Source organism: Dictyobacter sp. Z7_2, assembly GCF_057551105.1.
The window spans coordinates 1,486,616-1,508,321 of sequence record NZ_BAAJPE010000002.1 but is presented as its reverse complement, the minus strand read 5'-3'; the positions used below and the strand labels follow the sequence as shown (position 1 = coordinate 1,508,321).

Annotated in this window: 22 protein-coding genes, 3 tRNA genes and 2 rRNA genes; 14 read left to right on the top strand and 13 right to left on the bottom strand. The window is 49.5% G+C overall.

Translation table 11 applies throughout. The features are described 5' to 3' along the window. Positions 1-20 precede the first annotated feature (20 nt). The 8 genes from AC27N8_RS19725 to AC27N8_RS19690 all read right to left on the bottom strand — a co-directional run bounded on the left by AC27N8_RS19725 (position 21) and on the right by AC27N8_RS19690 (position 6,552). Entirely contained in the window at positions 21-2,720 is a 2,700-nt protein-coding gene (locus AC27N8_RS19725; RefSeq protein WP_487069111.1) for a molybdopterin-dependent oxidoreductase, read from the bottom strand. Beyond that, positions 2,717-3,547, bottom strand: coding sequence for an FAD binding domain-containing protein (locus AC27N8_RS19720; RefSeq protein WP_487069110.1), 831 nt, complete (start codon positions 3,545-3,547; stop codon positions 2,717-2,719). Before AC27N8_RS19720 ends, AC27N8_RS19725 begins: the two co-directional genes overlap by 4 nt. A 200-nt stretch (positions 3,548-3,747) precedes the next feature. Beyond that, positions 3,748-3,821 (bottom strand) — tRNA-Ile (locus tag AC27N8_RS19715). 32 nt (positions 3,822-3,853) lie between these two features. Continuing rightward, positions 3,854-3,971 (bottom strand): 5S ribosomal RNA (gene rrf / locus AC27N8_RS19710). A gap of 38 nt (positions 3,972-4,009) precedes the next feature. Continuing rightward, positions 4,010-4,082, bottom strand: a tRNA-Ala gene (locus tag AC27N8_RS19705). Between the two features lie 3 nt (positions 4,083-4,085). Next, a tRNA-Ile gene (locus AC27N8_RS19700) sits at positions 4,086-4,159 on the bottom strand. 196 nt (positions 4,160-4,355) lie between these two features. Then, a 16S ribosomal RNA gene (locus AC27N8_RS19695) occupies positions 4,356-5,836 on the bottom strand. Positions 5,837-6,081: 245 nt separating this feature from the next. Then, a complete protein-coding gene (locus AC27N8_RS19690) occupies positions 6,082-6,552 on the bottom strand; it encodes a DUF6249 domain-containing protein (protein WP_487069109.1) in 471 nt (156 codons plus the stop codon). Between the two features lie 158 nt (positions 6,553-6,710). Here AC27N8_RS19690 and AC27N8_RS19685 point away from each other — a divergent pair, with 158 nt between their 5' ends. The 4 genes from AC27N8_RS19685 to AC27N8_RS19670 all read left to right on the top strand — a co-directional run bounded on the left by AC27N8_RS19685 (position 6,711) and on the right by AC27N8_RS19670 (position 9,975). After that, the gene (locus AC27N8_RS19685) at positions 6,711-7,304 is read left to right on the top strand and encodes an RNA polymerase sigma factor (RefSeq protein ID WP_487069108.1); all 594 of its coding nucleotides are present in this window, start codon (positions 6,711-6,713) and stop codon (positions 7,302-7,304) included. A gap of 2 nt (positions 7,305-7,306) precedes the next feature. Next, entirely contained in the window at positions 7,307-7,876 is a 570-nt protein-coding gene (locus AC27N8_RS19680; RefSeq protein WP_487069107.1) for an anti-sigma factor family protein, read from the top strand. 51 nt (positions 7,877-7,927) lie between these two features. Continuing rightward, positions 7,928-8,809 (top strand): UbiA family prenyltransferase, encoded by an 882-nt coding sequence (locus tag AC27N8_RS19675; protein WP_487069106.1) that lies wholly within the window; start codon positions 7,928-7,930, stop codon positions 8,807-8,809. Positions 8,810-8,907: 98 nt separating this feature from the next. Continuing rightward, positions 8,908-9,975: a methyltransferase family protein gene (locus AC27N8_RS19670; RefSeq protein ID WP_487069105.1), complete on the top strand. Its 1,068-nt coding sequence runs from the start codon at positions 8,908-8,910 to the stop codon at positions 9,973-9,975. Positions 9,976-10,074: 99 nt separating this feature from the next. Here the strand turns inward: AC27N8_RS19670 and AC27N8_RS19665 are convergent, their stop codons facing one another. The 3 genes from AC27N8_RS19665 to AC27N8_RS19655 form a co-directional block, all read right to left on the bottom strand. Next, the gene (locus AC27N8_RS19665; RefSeq protein WP_487069104.1) at positions 10,075-10,458 is read right to left on the bottom strand and encodes a hypothetical protein; all 384 of its coding nucleotides are present in this window, start codon (positions 10,456-10,458) and stop codon (positions 10,075-10,077) included. Between the two features lie 364 nt (positions 10,459-10,822). Next, positions 10,823-11,047 carry a hypothetical protein gene (locus tag AC27N8_RS19660; RefSeq protein WP_487069103.1) on the bottom strand — a complete coding sequence of 75 codons (225 nt, stop codon included), beginning with the start codon at positions 11,045-11,047 and terminating at the stop codon, positions 10,823-10,825. A gap of 63 nt (positions 11,048-11,110) precedes the next feature. Continuing rightward, the gene (locus AC27N8_RS19655; protein ID WP_487069102.1) at positions 11,111-11,950 is read right to left on the bottom strand and encodes a hypothetical protein; all 840 of its coding nucleotides are present in this window, start codon (positions 11,948-11,950) and stop codon (positions 11,111-11,113) included. Between the two features lie 555 nt (positions 11,951-12,505). On the opposite strand from AC27N8_RS19655, the gene AC27N8_RS19650 reads away from it, so the two are divergent. The 6 genes from AC27N8_RS19650 (at position 12,506) to AC27N8_RS19625 (ending at position 17,429) form a co-directional block, all read left to right on the top strand. After that, the gene (locus AC27N8_RS19650) at positions 12,506-12,787 is read left to right on the top strand and encodes a hypothetical protein (RefSeq protein WP_487069101.1); all 282 of its coding nucleotides are present in this window, start codon (positions 12,506-12,508) and stop codon (positions 12,785-12,787) included. A gap of 239 nt (positions 12,788-13,026) precedes the next feature. Further along, the gene (locus AC27N8_RS19645) at positions 13,027-14,097 is read left to right on the top strand and encodes a hypothetical protein (protein ID WP_487069100.1); all 1,071 of its coding nucleotides are present in this window, start codon (positions 13,027-13,029) and stop codon (positions 14,095-14,097) included. 20 nt (positions 14,098-14,117) lie between these two features. Beyond that, positions 14,118-14,609 (top strand): hypothetical protein, encoded by a 492-nt coding sequence (locus AC27N8_RS19640; protein WP_487069099.1) that lies wholly within the window; start codon positions 14,118-14,120, stop codon positions 14,607-14,609. 94 nt (positions 14,610-14,703) lie between these two features. Continuing rightward, positions 14,704-14,928, top strand: a complete 225-nt coding sequence (locus AC27N8_RS19635; protein WP_487069098.1) for a hypothetical protein — start codon at positions 14,704-14,706, stop codon at positions 14,926-14,928. 138 nt (positions 14,929-15,066) lie between these two features. Next, the gene (locus tag AC27N8_RS19630) at positions 15,067-16,680 is read left to right on the top strand and encodes a hypothetical protein (protein ID WP_487069097.1); all 1,614 of its coding nucleotides are present in this window, start codon (positions 15,067-15,069) and stop codon (positions 16,678-16,680) included. A 128-nt stretch (positions 16,681-16,808) separates the two neighbouring features. After that, positions 16,809-17,429, top strand: coding sequence for a hypothetical protein (locus AC27N8_RS19625; RefSeq protein WP_487069096.1), 621 nt, complete (start codon positions 16,809-16,811; stop codon positions 17,427-17,429). 157 nt (positions 17,430-17,586) lie between these two features. On the opposite strand, the gene AC27N8_RS19620 is transcribed toward AC27N8_RS19625, so the two are convergent. Then, a complete protein-coding gene (locus tag AC27N8_RS19620; RefSeq protein WP_487069095.1) occupies positions 17,587-18,090 on the bottom strand; it encodes a hypothetical protein in 504 nt (167 codons plus the stop codon). 94 nt (positions 18,091-18,184) lie between these two features. Between AC27N8_RS19620 and AC27N8_RS19615 the strand changes: the two genes are divergently transcribed. From AC27N8_RS19615 to AC27N8_RS19605, 3 genes are all read left to right on the top strand, one after another. Next, a complete protein-coding gene (locus AC27N8_RS19615; protein WP_487069094.1) occupies positions 18,185-18,337 on the top strand; it encodes a hypothetical protein in 153 nt (50 codons plus the stop codon). A 95-nt stretch (positions 18,338-18,432) separates the two neighbouring features. Then, positions 18,433-19,152, top strand: coding sequence for a hypothetical protein (locus AC27N8_RS19610; RefSeq protein WP_487069093.1), 720 nt, complete (start codon positions 18,433-18,435; stop codon positions 19,150-19,152). Then, positions 19,142-19,372 (top strand): hypothetical protein, encoded by a 231-nt coding sequence (locus AC27N8_RS19605; RefSeq protein WP_487069092.1) that lies wholly within the window; start codon positions 19,142-19,144, stop codon positions 19,370-19,372. Before AC27N8_RS19610 ends, AC27N8_RS19605 begins: the two co-directional genes overlap by 11 nt. A gap of 278 nt (positions 19,373-19,650) precedes the next feature. Here AC27N8_RS19605 and AC27N8_RS19600 read toward each other — a convergent pair whose 3' ends face one another. Continuing rightward, positions 19,651-19,806, bottom strand: a complete 156-nt coding sequence (locus AC27N8_RS19600; protein WP_487069091.1) for a hypothetical protein — start codon at positions 19,804-19,806, stop codon at positions 19,651-19,653. A gap of 17 nt (positions 19,807-19,823) precedes the next feature. Between AC27N8_RS19600 and AC27N8_RS19595 the strand changes: the two genes are divergently transcribed. Further along, positions 19,824-21,422 carry a hypothetical protein gene (locus tag AC27N8_RS19595; protein WP_487069090.1) on the top strand — a complete coding sequence of 533 codons (1,599 nt, stop codon included), beginning with the start codon at positions 19,824-19,826 and terminating at the stop codon, positions 21,420-21,422. Positions 21,423-21,706 lie beyond the last annotated feature (284 nt).

Genomic DNA, 21,706 nt, shown 5'->3' with positions numbered 1-21,706 from the left:
CGTATAAGGATAATAATAGCCTATGCTTGAAAGCTGAGTTTCTCGAAGATGCGATCAGGCGTCAGTGGTAAGTGAGGGAAGCGAATGCCGGTCGCGTCTGCTACGGCATTGGCAATCGCTGGGGCGACTGGATTAATCGCACACTCGCCTTGCGCCTTGGCTCCGAGTGGACCAATTTTGTCATAGGTGTCGGCGAAGTATACCTCGCTATGAGGAACATCGGCAAAGGCGGGAATGCGATAGCTGCGTAACGCCGGATTGAGCATCGTACCATTGTTGTCATACATCATCTTTTCATAGAGAGCCCAGCCAACTCCCATGGCGATGGCACCATCGATCTGGCCTCGGCATTGCATCGGATTGATCAGCTTCCCAATATCTGCTGCGTGGACGCTGTGTAAAATTGTGATCTCGCCAGTGATACGATGCACGGCAACGCGCACTCCATGTACGTTGAAGGCAACCGAGCGTGGTGACAATGACGCTTTGCGCTTGGCTGCGAAGTGATGGCCTTCTAGGTGACCTGCGGTATAGAGTTCTGCCAGTGAAATCTGTCGCCTGCCACAGATGACCTGATCGTTTTCCAGACGACAATCTGCTGGCTCTGTTTGCATAAAGCGGGCGGCAAACTCAATGATGTTATCGCGCAATGCTTTGGCTGTCAGCTCTACTGCCTTGCCTGCAATGACGGTACCCGTGCTGGCGAAGGTTCCTGTATCGTAAGGAGTCTGATCGGTGTCGGCGTTGATGATCGTGATGCTTTTCGCCTGCGAACCGAGTACGGTTGCGGCGATCTGGCGATGCGAAGTAACTGATCCGTTTCCCATCTCCGTCGAGCCGACCGCAAGATGATAGATACCGTCCGGCAGGAGCTTCATTTCCGCTCCCGATCGATGCTCGGTAGGAGGACCGCTTTCTAGCATCGCCAGAGCGATCCCTTTGCCTTCAACCCAATCGTCTCCCTCGGGCCTGGCTGCCCCACGAGCGCTTGCTAATGCTTCCTCGACTTGATCAAGACATTGATCGAGACCATAACTGCCGAAAGTTACATCCTGAGTATCCTGCCAGATCGATTCTATCCAGTCTTCTGGTCGGATCATATTTTTGCGGCGGATCTCGTAAGCGTCGATGCCAAGCAAACGGGCGAGATCATCGATCGCGCACTCGATGGCAAATGTTGTCTGGGCCGAGCCGTAGCCACGAAAGCCTCCAGCTGGCACCATATTAGTATAGACGGCGTAGCCATCGGCTTTCTTGTTGGCACAGCGATAGACGGTCAACGGGTTGCCGAGGGACGCTGCGAGTGTTTCGCTGGCGTGTCCTCCATACGCTCCGGTATTGGAGACGACGCGGAACTCTATCGCGGTCAGTGTGCCATCGCGTTTTGCACCGAGCTTGACACGGGTCGCCATGGGATGACGCGTGGTTGCGCTGGTGAATTGCTCTCCACGGGTGAACTCCCACATCACCGGGCGTCCAGTTTTCAAGGTGGCAAGGACACACAGATCCTCGGAGATCATCTCCTGCTTGCCGCCGAATCCGCCTCCGACACGCTCGGTAAAGACGTGCACGTTGCCCGGTGCGAGTCCGAAGATATGGCAGAGTTTGCCTTTGGTGATAAAGGGAGCCTGTGTGCTCGTACGAACATGAATACGTCCATCGTCGCTTTTCCAGGTAACACAGCCATGCGTTTCGAGGTGGACATGCTGTACGCGTGATGTTGAATATGTCATCTCGTGGATCGCATCCGCTTCCTTGAATCCCGCTGCGACGCAACCAACCTCGCCATGAATGTCGACGTAGATGTTCCCTTTGGCTTCACTTCCTTTGTCGTGGAGGAGCGGTGCACTGGGATTCATAGCCTCTTCTGGATCAAAGACTGCCGGCAAGATTTTGTACTCGACGTAGAGCAGACGGCATGCCTCTTCGGCTGCACCGACTGTCTCTGCGACAACAGCCGCAACGCGTTGCCCGATAAAGCGAACAACGTTGTCGAGGACGTAGGTATCGTCGGGATCGACCAGATGATCTTCGTGAGTCGCTGTGCTGTAGAGTCGGCGTGGAACATCCTCCCAGGTAAAGATAGCGATGACTCCTGGCACAGCCATAGCCTGGCGGCGGTCGATGGATTTGATCTCTGCGTGTGGGTGGGGAGAGCGCAATACTTTGAGATGGAGCATGGATTCCATTGAGATGTCGAGGGTATAGCGAGCCTCTCCGGTCACAATGGCTTCTCCAAAGGGATTTTTCAGACTACTTCCACAGGCGGCTCCTGCAATATCTTCGTCAGCGGAAACGACACCGTGAATGGCATCGTCGATGCTGGTGTAGCCAGTGCAGCGGCATAGATTGCCCTTGAGCGCTCTTGGAAGGTCGGCCTGTGCCTCTTTATCGAGTGCGGCTGCCGTCATGATCATACCTGCCGTGCAGAAGCCACATTGGAAGGCTTGTGCGTCGAGGAACGCTTGCTGCATGGGATGCAGTGTGTCTCCTTGTTTCAATCCTTCGATCGTCGTGACCTGATGGCCGGCAGCCCGAAAGGCTGGCATCACGCAGCTATGTACAGGGACTCCATCGAGCCAGACGGTACATGCGCCGCAATCACCTGAGTCGCATCCCTTTTTGACTCCGAAGAAACCGAGTTCGCGTAAAAACGTTCTTAGGCATTGGCCTGGCTCAGGCTTGACTGAGAAGCTTTTTGTGTTGATGGTGTAATTCATGCCTTGGCTCCTTTCTGCGCCAGCTCGGCGCGGATTTGCTCGGCATAGTAGTAGGTAAGATTACGGCGATACGTTGGCGTTCCATATGGATCGTCGAAGTAGAGGATGTTTGGGACTGCCGTCTCGATATGATGATGTAGCTCGTCAGTAGCAGGCATATGGTCAAAGCGTATCTGTACTGGTTGGGTTGTCGCCGCTGTGATTGTGAGTAGTAGATCGTCTGTCTGTGCGGTTTGTGTGCCGATGAGTAGGACGGCTGAGCGTCCCAGATGGGTCGATGAAGAACGACGAAATACAAAGTGTTTGGTGAGCGCCCTGGCGGGCAAATGGATGTTGCGTAGCAACTCACCTGGTTGAAGTATATTCACGTGGTCTCCGATGACAAAATTGGCAGCCGGGATTTGTCTCGGGGCTGCATCGCGTGGCCACAATGTATACACACCTTCGAGTGCGACAGCCAGGGAAATCATTGAGCCGGCTGGCAACGATGCACAGATATTTCCTCCGACGGTTGCTGCGTTCCAGATTTTGAATGAGGCGAGCAGCGAGCGGCAACACTCGCGCAATAGTGGTGCCGCCGTCCATTCAGGGGGAGGGGGAAATTGATTTAACTCAACGATGCGACAGGTGGCGGCGATGTCGAGTCCATCCTCTGATGCATGAAGTGCTGGCCAGCCAAGCGTTTCAATATCGATCAGAGTGTCGAGGGCTACTTGCGGTTCTGAAAAAAGCCAGGTGCCACCGGCTAGCCAGGCATAGCCCTCGCGCCAGAGAACTGCGTTTGCGGCTTCAGGCAGTTTCACTTCTTTTATAGTATGAAGATCCATGAAATTCGCCTCATCTGATAGTTTAGGAGTATGATGTTTAGCTGTAATGTGTGCCGTATCATTACCTAATAATCGGTTGTCAGCTACACTTTCTTAAGATGGAGGGGAGAAGACTATACCATGGATGTGAGTGGTGAAAGATGTGACGCGCTGATTGTGAGCAAAAAAATAAGACGGGGTGACCGTCTTATTTTGAGGGGTGGGCCTTTCTGGACTCGAACCAGAGACCTCAGTCTTATCAGGACTGCGCTCTAACCAGCTGAGCTAAAAGCCCGCATATGTTGCTTGCGTTTATGCAGGCGGGTGGAATGGCGACGTCTTATTTTCCCAATGCAGTTGCCCACAGAGTATCGTCAGGGCTGAAAGACTTAACTACCGTGTTCGGGATGGGAACGGGTGTTTCTCTTTCGCTAATGTCACCATGCCACCCGCATGTACAAACTGCGGATGATCAATTCTGAATGGAGATGAGGAGACTCGAACTCCTGACCCCCGCCGTGCAAAGGCGGTGCTCTACCAACTAAGCTACATCCCCAGATGGGCCTTTCTGGACTCGAACCAGAGACCTCAGTCTTATCAGGACTGCGCTCTAACCAACTGAGCTAAAAGCCCGCATGTGTGCGGATACTACATGTCGAGTGCTGAGATGGCGGACTCGAACAACTAAAGAGTGGTAAGGCGGAGCAGCTAAACGCCAGTGCTAAGACAAGCTCATGTTGATCTCTTACTCATGTGAAGTAAGACCGACCTGGAAGTGCGCCAATTTTGATACGTTCTTCGATGAAGAACATTGGCGGTAGCTCCCTAGAAAGGAGGTGATCCAGCCGCACCTTCCGGTACGGCTACCTTGTTACGACTTCACCCCAATCACTGACCCCACCCTCGACGCTTGCCTCTCCGAAGAGTTAGCCCAGCGGCTTCAAGTGTTGCCAACTTTCGTGGTGTGACGGGCGGTGTGTACAAGACCCGGGAACGTATTCACCGTAGTGTGCTGACCTACGGTTACTAGCAACTCCACCTTCACGGAGGCGAGTTTCAGCCTCCGATCTGAACTGAGGCCAGGTTTGACGAGATTAGCTCCCCCTCGCGGGTTGGCAACTCTTTGTCCTGACCATTGTAGCGTGTGTGTCGCCCAAGGCGTAAGGGCCGTGCTGACTTGACGTCATCCCCGCCTTCCTCCATTTTGAAATGGCAGTTTCGTTAGATCACTTCAACTAACGACAGGGGTTGCGCTCGTTGCGGGACTTAACCCAACATCTCACGACACGAGCTGACGACAGCCATGCAGCACCTGTGGATCCGCTCCGAAGAGACAGCGCATTACCGCTGGTGCAAATCCATGTCAAGCCTTGGTAAGGTTCTTCGCGTTGCATCGAATTAAACCACACGCTCCGCTGCTTGTGCGGGTCCCCGTCAATTCCTTTGAGTTTTAATCTTGCGACCGTACTCCCCAGGCGGACCACTTATCGTGTTAACTGCGACACTGAAGGGGTCGATACCCCCAACGTCTAGTGGTCATCGTTTACGGCTAGGACTACCAGGGTATCTAATCCTGTTCGCTCCCCTAGCTTTCGCACCTGAGCGTCAGGTACTTCCCAGGACACTGCCTTCGCCATTGGTGTTCCTCCGGATATCTACGCATTTCACCACTCCACCCGGAATTCCGTGTCCCTCTGAAGCCCTCAAGTCAGACAGTTTCCAGAACACTTCGTCGGTTAAGCCGACGACTGTCACTCCAGACTGATCTGACCGCCTGCGTGCGCTTTACGCCCAGTAACTCCGGACAACGCTCGCCTCCTACGTATTACCGCGGCTGCTGGCACGTAGTTAGCCGAGGCTGATTCCTCTGGTACCGTCCGTTCTCGTCCCAGAGAAAAGCAGTTTACGATCCGAAAACCTTCTTCCTGCACGCGGCGTTGCTCGTTCAGGGTTGCCCCCATTGACGAAAATTCCTCACTGCTGCCCCCCGTAGGAGTCTGGGCCGTTCTCAATCCCAGTGTGGCTGATCGTCCTCTCAGACCAGCTATCGATCGAAGCCTTGGTGAGCTATTACCCCACCAACTAGCTAATCGAGCGCAGGCTCATCCCAGGGCGTCTTTGCAGACTTTGCTCCTTGCGGAGCGTATGCGGTATTGTCGGCGATTTCTCGCCGGTATTCCTCACCTCGGGGTAGATTGCCCACGTGTTACTCACCCGTCCGCCACTCTCTGATTACTCAGAGCGTTCGACTTGCATGTGTTAGGCACGCCGCCAGCGTTTATCCTGAGCCAGGATCAAACTCGCCATCAAATTTTATATGTGCAAATCTCACTAAAGAGATTTACTATTTTATATTTTGGGCAAGCTTATCAAAGCAAATTGACTGGCTTATTGTTTATCTGTTTCCTTACCACTCTTCAGTTGTTCAGGTTCTTCATCTACTGCGCTTTCGCTATGTAGGCGCCTCCAACTTACTGTCGGGCGCAAGTGAGATAATAACACTGAGCGGCTTTTCTGTCAAGGGTTTCTACACGAGTTTTTTTAATTCCCCACGATTACCTGCCAGGATGCTCGCGGTTGTCATGATTGATATGATCGTTGAAGGTAATAACTTTTTTCCCTTCCATCTCTTTGTGCTTCGGATCTTTGGTCTCTTCCACGTCGTTTTGTGAGCCCTGCTCCAGATAATAACTGACGGCCAGTGCCAGGCCAACTCCGAAAGGAATAAGCCCCGGGAGCAGCCAGGGTCCAAGATGAAGCGGCGTGGCTGTAAATGTGGATGGTAAGACAAATCCGAGAGGATAGAGTCCAATCATGAGTGTAAGTCCCACCATCATTGTAATCAGGCCAGCACGAAGTATGCCGTGGTGACGCCTTTGACGATTCCTCTCTCTCGGAGGGATGCCGTGGGTAATCATGGCCATGCGTTCCCGATATTGGATGTACCGTAATAAAATAATAAATCCCAGGAAGATCGCGAGAGCGATCATCCAGCCGAGAAGAATTACTATAACGTTGTATGACATTTTTTGGCTACCTCTTTATACAGAATTCTTTCTGTTATGATAAGATACGTTTGATCTGGGTAGATGTTTCGTTACATTCACGAAACTTTTTCTTTTTATTGGTTCTCTAAGATAGTATGATGAGTGAGTATTTATTGCAGCCACCACATAGTATTGGAATGTCTCTTCCAAATATAACTTCTGCTTCTGTTGAGCAGGATGACGCTGCTCTTGTCATTGCTAGCAAAGCGGGCAATCAAGAGGCTTTCGCTGTGCTTGTGCAAAAGCACCAACGTCGTGTCTTTAATCTTGTTTATCGCATGCTTCAACATTATGAAGAGGCAAACGAGGTGACACAAGAGACATTTCTCGCTGCCTGGCAAGGACTTTCTTCATTTCGTGGAGATGCCCGCTTTTCTACCTGGCTTCATCGCATTGCTTATAATTGTGCACTAAAGCAGATAGAGCAACGCAATCGCGATACTGCTTTGCAGATGGCGATGCAATCGGAAGCCGTTGATACTGATGAGCGTATTGGTGCAGAATTAGAGATCCATGATCGACAAGCCTTGGTCCGTGAGCATATCTCAACATTGCCTGCGAAATATCGAGTTGTACTTGTGCTGCGACATTTGCAGGATATGACCTATGAGGAGATGGCTGAAATTTTGACTATGCCTATCGGGACAATAAAGACGCATTTATTTCGCGCTCGCAACTTACTAAAAGAGCGTCTTGAGGCGTTTGATCAAGAATGGAAAACGAGAGGTTAGTCATGCATTGTTCTAAAGCTGGACATCAGTTACAACTCTACACGGATAAACAGCTCAATGTGGAACAAACACGTGCCCTGGAATCCCATCTCTCAACTTGTCCCGTTTGTAGTAATGATTATTTTTTGCTGGAAGAGATTGATCACATACTCAACACGATGGAAATGATCCAAGAGCCAGCCGATCTAACTGTCAATGTGATGCGACGCATTGCTTTGAATACTCAACGTACCGAGAGACAGATAGCCCAACCGCAATCTATCCTGGCATTTCGTCCTTCTGTCTCTGAGATACTGATTGCAAGTTTGCTTGCAACAGTGGCTATGTGTGGGCTTCTCTTCGATCAGCAAGCAATTCGTGTTGCTGTTTTTGGAAGTAGCGTGCATGATCCGCTTCCCTCCGTGGTTGCACCAATCTGGAACGCGATGATCATGGCTAATAGCGACACCTTGATGGTGTGTCTCTGGATTTCAGGCACTGTCCTCGGTATCTGGATTACTCTGCTCGTGGCAGGTTCTGACATGCGCAATGAATGGTTTAAAGCGGTCCTGGATCGTTTGCCCGTCTGGTAACTTTTGATCGGAATATATGCTTAAGGAAAGATAGTGATGCGGAGGCTTGGCATGAGGACCCTGAAGCAGCGACGGCCCAGCGATGTTGCGCTGGGCTTTTTTTTACTCTGTCATCCACTGCCGGTGTTGCTGCACATAATTGCAGTGCTACTGTTTGCGCTGCTGGCATCCTGGCCGCACATTGATTGGATGACTGTTCTGCTGGTCGTTGCCGCCCATACTTCGATGCAATTGTCGATCGCTGTATTCAATGATTATTTTGATCGGCGACTTGACAGCGAGAGTCAAAAAATGCGTAAACCTCTCGTGAGTGGTCTCGTGCGACCCACTGAAGCCCTGCTATTTGGTATCTTCTGGCTTTCTCTGATGGTACTTCTCTTGCTTCCCCTGCCTCCACTGGCGATCCTGCTCTCGTTCCTCTATCTCATCTTTGGCCAGAGCTATAATCTGGGCCTGAAATCAACTCCCTGGAGCGGCATTGTCTTCGCGCTGGCAATTCCACTGATCCCTATCTATGCATTTGTCGGTGTTGGTCATGCATCATCTTTCGTCTTCTGGTTATTTCCAGTGGCAGCGCTCCTGGGCATTGTACTTAATCTGGCCAATTCTTTGCCCGATATTCAAGCGGATGCAGCTCAGCATGCTCGGACTCTGGCTGTCGTACTGGGAATACGCGGTACACAGATTGTGTGTCCTCTACTCATCATGTTAGCCGAGGCACTGATCCTGGGATTGGCCGTGACGGGGGTCGTGATGGTTCATGTAGTAATCCTGGGATTGACGTTGCTGCTCTCCGTTCTTCTGGTTATCATCATTGCTTTCTGGAACGAAAAGAGATTTCCTGCTCAGACAGCTCAACGCTATTTTTTAGTGGTGGTTTTGAACTGTCTCGTGCTAAGTACTGGCTGGCTGCTAAGTATCATATTTGCCTGAAGATTATACTCATAGTATCTGTATCAAACATCTATCTTCTGATAGCTTGCATGATAAGTAAAGTTGGATGAGTGTATTTTTCTGAAAGGTTTACTGCTATGCCATTGCGTTTAACTCCACTTGAGTATCTGGCAGCGCGTCTCAATATCTTGCCCTCACCTTTATTTGATACTCCTTTAGGAGCAGGTATTGCCAAAGCTCTGGTGACCGCTTGCGAGCTGAATCTCTTTGATGCGTTGGAGAAGGATGCTTTATCATTATCAGATCTGGCCGAACGCGTACAATGTCATCCCCAGGGACTGCGCCTGCTCTTGCAGATCCTCATTTCCTCTGGATATATCCGGCTACGTAATGACATGTATATGAATACGCGTTTGACACGACGCTGGCTCCTTTCCTCATCGCCAGTCTCGCTTGCACCGTACATTCTGCATAGTCCCGATATCGTCTCTATCTGGGATCATATGCCAGAGGTGGTACGTACTTATCAACAAGACATGCGCATGCCTTATGAGGAAGATGCGCAAGATCCAATTATGCAACAGCTTTTGGCGCGTCACTATGCTGGATTGGCCTCCCTGGCTACGGCCATGGGCGGCGAGATGATCGGTCGTATCAAGCTGCCTGCACAATCTACCAGCCTGCTCGATGTGGGCGGCTCTCATGCCGCTTATAGCGCCTTACTGTGCCATAAGTATCCCGCCTTACATGCCACTATCCTCGATATTCAGCCAGGGATCGACGCGGGCAGACGTACCGCCAAGCAGAGCCATCTGGAAGATCGGATGAGCTTTGTCTGCGGCGATATCGTTCAGGATGATTTTTCCCAAATGCTGCAAGCCTCATTTGATGTCGCTCTGTATTTTCATATCGCTCATTTACTGCAACCTGAGCAGAATCAGGCGATCCTGGCTCAGGTCGCTAGCGTGTTAAAGCCTGGAGGCATGCTCGTTTTTGTCGATCAGGTCACAGACCAAAAGCATCATTTCAATCTGGCAAGCCTGATGGTGCAATTTATGGCCATCACTATGACTATCGTTGGAGGTACATGCTATGAGTTCCCGGTCATCAAAAATTGGCTTGAACTGGGCAATATGGAGCAGGTACGCCAGCATAAGTTGTTTACGCCTGGCGCTACTCTGATTACAGCTTTCAAGAAGAAATAAATAAGCCTAGAAGCGTCTTTATTGAAGATACTTCTAGCCTTTTAGATTGGCCGGGATGAGAGGGCTTAAATTATACAGTGGGGTTTTGCTCCCTGACTTTTAGGGGTGTTTGGGTAGGCGTTCAAGGATTTGTGTGAGAAGCTTGGTATGGTCGTTGATGGTTGTTTCAACGCTGCCAATGGATGTTCCTAGACTATTAATGGTTGTTTCAACGCTATTGAATCGTTGACGCATCTCGGTTTGTAGTCCTGTAACTTTACCATCTAATTCAGTGTATTGACTTCTTAGTTCGGCGAGTTGTGTATTAGTAAAATTGTCATGAGTTATAAGGGTGTCGAATATTCTATCATATTTCTCATTGAGTTTTTCTAATGTCGCTTTGTTGACTAATGCGCCTATAGCGATAGTTTGTAATTCAATGGTTTTCTTGAGACTAGTATGTTCTTGCTCAAGGACTTGCAACCTTTCTTCAATTGTTGCCATCGTTTTTCTCCTTCGCACTCAGTCCATATTCCACATTTCATTTAGAATAATAACATGTCGGTTTTGAGAATGTAAGGTATATAGGTGGGATTACACCTTTTGGCTTGTTTCCCCAATCACATAGATAGGTGAAAAATTCAGGTACATAAAAAGGCTAGAAGCTTCTTTATGAGAGACTTCTAGCCTTTTAGATTGGTCGGGGTGAGAGGATTTGAACTATTGACCTCTTGTTTTTGGTCGTATTCTTGTGTTTTTTCTGTGCTCCTAATTCTCTCTTTTATGCGCCGTCATTTCCCAGAAACTGAAGATGTGTTTAGCTGTTGCTACACCATTGCTACATATAACCTGGCTAATCATGTTGCTATTAAGAAGGCTTTAAAAGTGCAAGGATAGTATCGAGTTGTGCCTCGATACGGGTTAACCGTGTTTTGACCTCGCTCATATCTTGCTTGAGTTCTTGAGTGGTTTCAGTCTGGTCAATGATTATCCCTTTTACCATAGTTAATTCATATGCCACGCTCTGTAAAACTGGTCGATATTCCTTTGTGGTTTGTTCTAGCCTTACGATGCGTTCCTCTTGGGTTGGCATGGAAAATTCACCTTTCATTGAGCAGCGGGATCATAGATCAATTCTATTATACCCTATACAGATTTACTCAACTATGTTGCCAACGTTTGTGCTATCCCTCAATGCTTTTTTATATTGCATTATAAAGGGAGTGCCAGACTCTTTGATGTTGATCATGAATGTCCTTCTTTCGGGAGTCAGTGGTTCAATTTCTGTGAAGCCAATACCCTTCATCAACCTGATTCCGTCTGGCATGTTACTTCTTGCAGCGATAGCTTCTATTGATATTCCTCTTTCTCCTAAGTTAACTATGACTTCTATTAAGCCTGATATAAGCCTGGCTCCATATAATCGTTTTTCCTCTTTAGCGAAAATGGGGTTTATCCCGATCACGTTGACGTATATATCTATGACCTTTCCCGCTTCGAAAATCTCTATGTCATCTGGCGATATTTTTACGGGTATGGTTTGTGCAAGTAGATCATTAAGCTTTTTGGGTTTTACAGGCCATATAGCTGTATAACCTATGATTTGGTCTTCATCCTTTATCATATAGTATGTTTCAGGATTCTTAGCTAATATTTTCATGTGCTTAGCTATATCCCCTCTTTCCGAGCCAAAAAGGGCTTTGCTTATATTCAAGCATGCGTTCATTTCCTCTAAGGTGCTTACCCTTGCAAACTGGGTAGGCTTATTTTTTCTCTGTAAGGAAAAAGCTTGCATCTCTCTAGAGAGACCGTCCACATCCTTAGCTCTATAGTATGCCTGCCTTTTTCCTGGGGGGATTCTGGTTTGGATATTTCCGGCTATGACTTGATTTCTCAATGCACTATAAGTCATTCCCAACTCTTCTTGTGCTTTTTGTGCAGCATAATAGGTTTCATTGTCAATTAAAATGATTAATTGCCTGTTTTTGACTGCCATTGTTGCCTCCTTCAAAATTTTTGTACCTCTATTTACTAGCAATTTTACCATTCCTACGCAACTTATGCAATTTACGTCACTTTACTCTTGACAATTGGAGCCAAAGTAGTGTATTGTCTGATTATTATATACGCAACTTACGCAACTTTTGCAAGATGCGTAACAAACGTCGTGCTGATAAGTACTTGAACAATTAAAAAAGAGGCTCACTGAGTAGGTCCGGGTGCAGAAACGGATAAGCCGTTCACCATTCGGATGCATAAAGGTGAGATGAGGGTGCAAATCCCATAAAGTCTAAGTCCTCGGATTCGCTGAACCTTGCGAGAAAGGAGTGCTGATGAAGGAGCAAGATGTGCGGCGTGCCTTAGACTTCGAGCAATACGAAAACTCTCCCGTTCAAACTCCCCGTTTAAGCTCCCCCTTTTAGTGTTGTTGCCAATGCTGACGGCTGGCCGCCTCGTCATCCCCTGATTGGGCCGCTAGACGCTAGCACTGGAGTTTCAGGCTAGATGTATCAAGTAGCTAGATTTATCAAGTAAAGGAGTACATCCCACGATGGCAAACAAAGCAACAAAGTTAACGGGCGCTGCGGCAATGGTTCGTGAAGAGGACTTACAGGACCTGGAGTCATTGCAGCATGAGATTGAAGACAAGATCCAGAAAGCCCATGACGACGGCCGTGCTTTTATGATGGCACAATATGTAAGACTGCTGGCTATGGTGAAGTCGGAAGTGGGGCGTCTGAGTCGCCGCTTTGATCGGGAGTCCCTGGCGGCACATCGCAGTGCTGCGCGTGCATTGAAGGATACCCAACGCGCTACCAAAGACGAAGCCTAAATCGTCGTGAGAGAAGGTAAAATCGCACCCCTTGCTCATGCAGGCATGAACATCTCATGACTTCCCATGAGCAGATTTTAAGCAACCCATGAACGACTTATGAGTTGGTGAGCTTGATTTTACCTTCTCCAATTTCTACCGATTTTTATCACCCCTCTTTTTCCCTGTTGTTCCACTAAATCGTTCCACATGACTATGACACAAATTCGTCTGTTCATAAAACATATGGAGGTAGACGCTTGCAACAAGAAGATGATCTTTACGGTGCCTATCATGGCGAACCTGACGACGTGACTGAAGCACAAACCGGCCCCATTGAAGATATGCCCAAGAAAAAAACATTCCTCAACTTTCGTGGCAGAAAAGTTGAAACCAGCCTGAGTGAAGAGGAAGTACGGGAGCTTCAACGAAAAGAGGCTCATCACGCGCTTGAGCGAATACAGGCTGAGACTGAGCGCATGAAAAGGCAGGAGGAGTTCGCTGCTAATGTGAAAGGATTTTTCACCGGGCTGTTTCGACCCAGGGCACGACCCAAGAGTGATCCTTCCCCATCAGTAGCGCAACCAGAACGGAGCTCTATTGAGAAAATGCGTGATAAGGTCGCTGACTTCGATGAGGACTACAAAGATATCGGTGAGCGTATCCTAGGTGCGTTTGTCCAGATGGTTGGATACCTGGGACCCTTTGCACTGGTGGTCTGGATTGGCAGTGATCTTGGTAAATTCTTTGCCGGTTCCATGGGAAACTTCGCCGCATATGGGTTGTCGTACACCATTGAATGTATCATCGCTGCCTGTACGGTCAGTATGGGCCGTTCGTTCGCTGAAATTGTCAGCGGTAAACCGTCGTATGGAAAGGCTGTGTTAGTCTCGCTTATCTGGCTGATCCTCAATGCCAGTTCAGCGTTTGGGCTGTATCTCGTAATCACCAACTATGGCAATGTCGCCGCAGGCAGTATCGAGCAATACAGTATGGTCATTCGTGTCTGTGCAATTGCCCTGGCGGACCTGGGATGCTCTACGGTGCTTCTCTTCAAAGGACGTTCTTTGCAAAAGCACATTGAGAGTATCAGGAAGCGTGCCACGGCGATTGGTGAGCTTGCGGATGCGCAAAGAGGCATCGAGGAAGCCGATAAGAATGCCGCGCTTCGTGAGCAGATGATGAAGTCCACGTTGAAGATCCAGGAAGACTTGTCCAACAAAATCGGTGATGCCGTCTCCATGGTGATGTCCTCGATCTTAGAGAAGATGGAAAAGTCGCTCAAAGAAGATGACAAAGGCAAGAATGAACGTGGCTATGGGCGTCACTAGTCACGGAGGAAAGGAAGCCGATGAAAGAAACCGATGTGCTCGATATGTTCCGTGCACGGGTGGATAATTATGCCGTGAGTCGTATCAACCCCCTTCGTGGGCGTCTCTACGAGGTCACGATGAATGGAGAGTACTACACTGCCGTCGTCCTCACCCATTCCTTTGCCTATTATGAATTGCGCTATCACCTGGCACAACGAAAACCAACACTTGTCATTTGTTACATGCATACAACGGTGCTGCCAATCCCTGTGGTCTCCATGCGTGCGGGCAATTTCGCACGGGCGTATGAGCTACCAGAGGAGGTAGAGGATATCGAGCAGCAACGTCATAGCAAATTGGGTGCTCAAGTGATCCTGGGGATGTACCTTTCTGGACTCCGGGCGGCTCAGACTATTGTGAAGAACCTTCCGACAAGTACCAGGAACCGCTATATTCGGAAAGCCAAAGCCCTGGGGCGACGTAAGCGAGGAAGACCGGTTGGGCTTCATCTCGCCGCCACAGGATCATAACGATTGTGTCATATCGCACTGTAAAACACCTGCATTTCGTATTATGCGGGTGTTTTCTTTTTCCTCGCCAGTCACACATAGAAAGGAGACGACCTTGAAAAATCTCACCGTTCCATCGACTCTGATCACAGTGCTACAGACGCTGAGTCGTATTGGAAAAGCCATCCAGATCCATGCGTTACCCCTCAGTCTGTTTGCCGTTGCAGTGGTCATCATCTCGATGGCCCTACGTGCCAATCACAGTGCACCGCGCATTCTGGGATGTTTGATTGCCATTGGCCTGGCGCTCTGGAGCGTCCAGATTATTCTCATTCGCTAATGATCGCGATCGTAAAAAGAGCTTCGCATGTTCGTAGCATACGAAGCTTCAAGTATCTTCTGCCACGTTTTTTTCGCCGATAGGATACCCACTTCCATCATAGGTGGTGGGTATCTTCCTGTCAAGGAGCATGAAGCTATGACACTACGCCCTTATAGCCCTCAAGAAGCAATGCACAGTGAGCAGCTTTACCACCAAGAGCTGGCCTCTCTGCCTGATAAAAAAGAGTTGAGCGAGGAAGAAGCGGATTATTATGTCGCACAGGCACGTGCGGGTGATCCGGATGCCAGGGAGATCATGATTGCCCATCTTTTACGTCGGGTTGATTTCTATGCCAGGCGGTATTATGCAACGTACGCATGGGTAGCTCCTCACCTGGACTATCTCGACCTCGTCCAAGCTGGGAACCTCTCGATCCTAGAGCATATCGATCATGCCTTGCGGTCTCGCCCTAATCCGTATGCCTATCTAACTATTCGAGCCTATACCGCGATTCGGCTGTACTTTCACCGTTATGAAAGTCTCATCACCACACCATCAACCCCCTATATCCTTCCCCGCATCGTTGCAAGTCTCGACGCTCCACTCCACAGCGATGATGAGGACAGAACCCTTTATGATCTTCTCGCAGACGAATTAGAAGACAGCACCGATGATGAGGAGGCTATAGGTCCAACCATCGACTATACACCGCTCTACGAAGCTCTTGATGCGCTTGGTTCCGTCCAACACGCCGTGATCGTCCACAGCTATGGCCTCTTCGAGACTGAATCTAAAAGCCCACAAGAAATTGATGAACGTATTTTAAAGCGAACAGGGGCACGGGCAGAACAATCGAGGGCACTCGACCGACTGCACCATCTCCTGGCGCATGCCTATCCACAATTTTGTTCGACAGGAGTGCGCCCACGCCAGATCAAACAGGCCGAACTCACGCAGAGGGAATTAACTCCTGATCAACTCTTCCGCTTAGACCAGGCGTACGCTGCCATTGAGAAGCGTGGAGAGAACGTGACGCAAGATCGCCTCAAGATGGAGGCACATATTGGAACACATATTGCCGTAAAGTATTGGCACCAACGGCATCTACACGAGACCACTGAACAACGCTTAGAGCGAGCCTATAACGAGTTGGAAATGAGTGGACAGCACTTCATCATTCAGGACCTGGCAACACGGGCAAAGGTCCCGTTTCCAACAGCCAGTGGGTATATGGAGATGCGACGCGGTCCGCAACTGACGGATGAGGAGCGACTTGAACGCGCCTATACACGCCGACAAGCTGCCGGGGAGAAAATCACCGTGCCTCTTCTCGCACAAGAAGCACATGTCGTCAATGAGACCATCTGTTCCTGGTTAAAAGAACGACGCTTGAAAGACGGGTTACGGCCTGTTCGGAATGGAAGAACGATCTGTTGGCTCTCTGTTGATGAGCAACGTGTAGAGCAGGTCTGTAACGAGTTGGAAGCGCGTGGATGTCCGTTCACTCTTGACGATCTGGCAACACGGGCGCATGTCCCTGTTCAAATAGTTAGCACGTACATGGAGATACGGCGTGATCTCCCAGAGGAACGACTTAAACGTGCCTATACACGCCGACAAGCCGCCGGGGAGAAAATCACGGCGCGTCTTCTCTCACAGGAAGCACATGTCTCATTGAAGATTGTGTGTTCCTGGTTAAAAGAGCGACGCTTGAAAGATGTGTCACATCCTATTGGGAGTGATGACGCTGCCTACGAGCTTTCTGCCTAGCATGTTGAGCTGACGGTGCTGTTTTCGACGACCCCACCGCCAGCATCACTACACGTGATAGGAGTACCAGGCGTAGCTCCTCTAGTATACCATAGACACGCCGCCTGGTCTCCTGTGAAAGGAGTACCATGAAGAGCCTCAAAACCGTGGTGAGTTGTCTGGTGATTGGTGTGATTATTATCTGTGCCGCCAGTACGCTCCAGCATCCTCACAAGAGTGACGCTGCACCACCATCCCAATCAATCACGCATACGACTGGAACGCCCAATCATGCGACATCAGGGATGTCCATCTACGGACCACCCACCATCTCAACACAGCAGATTGATACTATTCTGGAGGCATATCACTCGCCAGCAGCTGGGACCGGCAGCTACCTTTATCAGTCGGCTGTCAATTATGGGATTGATCCAGTGGCGCCGCTGGCTTTCTTTCTACACGAATCGAGTTTCGGAAGGCAGGGCGAAGCAACGGTCACCCTCGCTCTTGGAAATGAGCGATGCATTAACGATCGCCCGTGCATTGATCAGTCACGAGGAGGCTACGCTCAATTCACCAGTTGGGAAGATGGGTATCAGCACTGGTTTGATCTCCTGACAGGTCCCATCTACAAGGGGGCTGGTCTCACCACCGTCCAGAGCATCATTCCTGTCTATGCGCCTACCGCTGATCACAACGACGAACACGCCTATATCAATGCGCTCATCTACGCGATCAACGCCTGGCGTGCTGGAAAGGTGGTAATCTGAGTGTTCCATTCAAAAAAGATCCACCTGAGCAAAAAGCAAGAGGAGGATATCTCACAGTGTAAATTCTTGTATTAAGCTGGTCCTTTTACGACAATTATTCTGGTGGGTAAGTCTCCAAATACACACTTTTTCACTAGGATAATTGTCGGATTTACACCTACAAAGATGGAAACACGGATTGCTGCCCCACAACTATTTGGATAGCCAGTACATCGTGAAAAAGTTTTTTGCCACGTTCATCAAGTGAGCATGAAATATCGGGGCTTGTTTGTAACTCAAAACTAATGACAGTTGTGGTTGCAAAACTGGCACCTTTTAAACAACCATGATTTACAGGCAAATTATTGAGCGATTGTAGCATATTCACATCATGAAAAAAGATCTTTGAGAGCCCTGGAAGAATATGTCGTTGACCAAAGTTACGGCAATTGAAAAGTACGATATCCCCTGTCGAGCTCACAACTAAAATTGATCCACAAGCATTTGTGCTCGCTGAGATAGAAATGATAATAGTTTTTTCTACATGAGAAGGAGGTGGCACCATATACCCTGTATGTTGTGCATCTCTCTGTAGAGGCATTACATATGCAGCATGCACGTTCGTGCATCCCACGACGATTACTATAACGCATGCAAAAACAAAACGAAGCACGATAAGCACGATTTATCCCCTTTAGTTTGTCCTTTTATCAATATACCGAATTTGTATTTTATTCATCATATAGTAATTATATATCTTTATGGAAATACATAAAGTGGTTGCTGGGCTAGATCGACACTGGGAATGTGGGCATCTTTCAATGAATGGAGGTCGTCGAGCGCAACCATCATCTCACATTGGTTATCGAAGCTGGATGATTGAAAAGATGAAGCATCAACGATTGATCGCCGTCGCCTATTGCCAATAAGAAAAGAAGCCCTCGTAGCACGGCTATGAGGGCTGCTCTTTCCTTCAGTTATGCCAATTCGAGTGAGTTGGCAGAATTGAGTGAAAGGAACCATTATGAACTTTATAGAGCAGACGCTCACAGTGAAGGACATTTACACAAAGAAGTGCCAGGTTACGGCCTGGACTGGTGAGGGGACTGGAATTGCCTATGTCCAAACACGAAACCTGGATAATACCATCATGCCGGACACGTACAATCTGATGCATATCAGGTCTGGCTATGCTTTGCCCTACCAGGTAGAGACACCTGAGGAAGCACAGAGCTTTCTAGAGAAGGTCGCAAACATATTCGAGGACAAGTGGAACTGTGGGCTACGAGAGATCAAAAAGCGCTTGCGAAGTAACCAGTCCCACATCATGGCGCAGATTGAGTTAGCACACTATGACTCTGTCGGTCCGTACGTGGACTACTTTCTGTATGCCGCTACAGAAGACGATGTCTGTGGTGAGTCCTGCGATGCGGCCAATAAAGACCCACAGAGTCCAGAGAATAAGAAGATTGCACAGGAGCTGCTCACAGACCATCCAGAGGCAACGAAAGCAGTCATGGCTAGCGTCGCAGACGCCGACGGTATCCACAATGTCCTACGCACATTTAAGCGTCAAGACGTTCCGATGTACAAGACTTTTGAGGATGCACAAGCCGCGCTGGATCGTGGTGAAACGGTTCGTATCGAGATGGACCCACTTGTGCCATCTCTGGATCTGTTGAGACTAGCACGCCAGTTTCAGGACAAAGAAAGCCTGGAACTCTGGAAACAACATGAGCACTGATATTCGACACGTCACCTCGCCTGGCCAGGCTGCAAAGCTAAAAAAAGAGGGCTATATCTTCTTCTGTACTATCACTGGCCAGGGCGAGAAAATCTTCTCAGTAACCTCGTGGCGATTTGGACAAGGAACATTTCAAGTGCAGATTGACGGGACTGCGTATGACTGGAAAACACCAGCAAAGTTCTGGGCTCAACCAGGACAGCAAATAACACTTTGGTAGCGCGGACGAGTAGCACGTGTCTGTTGCAGTGATTTATTCTGGTGAGTGCCAACAATACGCATGTGTGTTGAGCAAGCTTCTCAAGCCCGTGCATTCATTTTCCTCTGTCTATTATTGCGCATGCCTTTTCTTACTCTCATCCTCATCTCGACACGGACACAGACGCTGTTCTCATCATGTTCTGGAAACCTTCCTGGTCGCGTTCTGGTCGCGTTCTGGTCGCGTTCTGGTTATGTTCTGGTTATGTTCCGGTGGTTCTAGTCATCGAAATGTTATACCTAAAGAGAAGCAACGGCCAGATGGCAGACGGAAGGAGCCTGATGAGAGAAGAGCGCTCCACTGGCACAGACAGCAAAATGGATCGACACGAATAGGCGAGGATGAGTACAAGAGAGGATCTGTGAATGAAGCGTAGGATTTCGTACTGGCACCATTGTAGGAGCGTACACCTTTGAACGAAGACATGATAGGAATCTATACGAAGATGTTACAAGCCGACAATTTGCCAGGGGTGCTCGTTGCAAACCGCCCCTGGCGTGAATTATCTGAAGAAGCGATCGCTCACCTGACGCGTACAAAGACGCCCATCTACGTACGATACGGTCAGCTGGTCCGCATTCAACGGGCTGAGAATCAAACCCCGTGCATTGATACCCTTACGGAAAAGACCCTCAAAGGCATCTTGGCACGTGCCATGAACTTTGTCAAGATCAATGTCAAAGGGCCGGTCCATTGTCCCCCACCGGATGCCATGGTCACGGATATTCTCACGATTGGCGATTGGCCATTCCAACCCCTGGATAGTATCATTGAGTTCCCGGTGATCCGGCCGGATGGATCGATTATCACCACACCTGGCTATGATGCGATGACACGGCTCTATTATGCACCAACGTCCTCGCTCCAGGTCCCATCCATTCCCGAACATCCCACCGACGACGACGTGATGAATGCACGAGCTGTGCTCGATGAGGTGATTGGCCAGTTTCCCTATGAGAATGACGCCAGTTATGCCAACACGCTTGCGCTGATGCTGACGCCACTGATACGGCAAGCCATTGATGGACATGTTCCGCTTGCTCTCATCGATGCGACCCGGCCAGGCACCGGGAAAAGCCTCTTAGCGGAAACCGTCGCCCTCGTTGCAACGGGCCGCAAAGCGGCCATGATGACGGCTCCCCATGATGATAATGAGTGGCGTAAGCGGATTGCATCGACGCTGGCGGAAGGGGCCACAATCATCACCATTGATAACATCAAGGCACGGCTCCAGGCAGCAAGTTTGGACTCTGCGCTCACGTCTCACACCGTCAAGGAGCGTATTCTTGGGGAAAGTCGCAACGGGACCTATGCACAGCGTGCAACCTGGATGGCCACGGGAAATAACATCCAGGTTGGTGGCGATCTTCCCCGTCGCTGCTACTGGATACGTATGGATGCCAGAACCGCCACACCCTGGACACGTGGCGGGTTTAAGCACAACCTGGAGTCGTGGGTCCCTGCTCACCGTGGGGAACTGATCGCCGCCCTGTTAACGCTCGTGCGTGCCTGGTACGATGCAGGGCAGCCACCGATGCAGACACCTATCCTCATGGGAAGCTTTCAAGCCTGGGTCAATATGATCGGTGGCATTCTTGAACGTGCCTTCGTCGAGGGCTTTCTGAGCAATACCCAGGCGCTTCAGCAAGATGACGATGCGCTCCAGTGGGCGGCCTTTTTACATGCCTGGCAGGCACATTATCAAGCCAATGGGGTTCTTTCCTCACTTGTGGCCCGTGATATCATCGCCGCCGGTGCGCTTCACGAGGACGCGACGGACGATACACGGCTCAACCTTTATAACGCTTTACCCGATGATCTTGCTGACATCAAGCGCGGTGACTTCAAGCGGCGATTGGGAAAAGCGCTGGCTTATCGGGTTGGTACTCACTTTGATGAAACGGGCCTCCATCTCGTCAAAGGCAAGCCAGATAAACGAAGCGGGGCGATCTACTGGTCCGTTGCGTTGCCTGAACGCCTTGAGACGGCGGGGCCATCATCGGGGGATTAGGTACGTAAGAAGGCGCACGCTATCGCGTGGGTTTTTGAAGAGAAAACGAGTGTGTGTGGTATCCACCTCCGGCGCTCTCTTCACTCCCCAACCAAAGAGAAAGAGAAAGGTATCCAGCTATTGCAGGCTCCTTTTCCCTAAAAGAAGTAAAAAGTCAGAAGAGAGTCCTTCTCATCGCTCTCTACAAGCGAGATGAGAGGGTATTTTGAAGAAAAATACGCGCCTGGCTTCGACCTTTAGAGAACCTGCGTAGATGTATACCTGCAAGATATCTTTAGCGACCA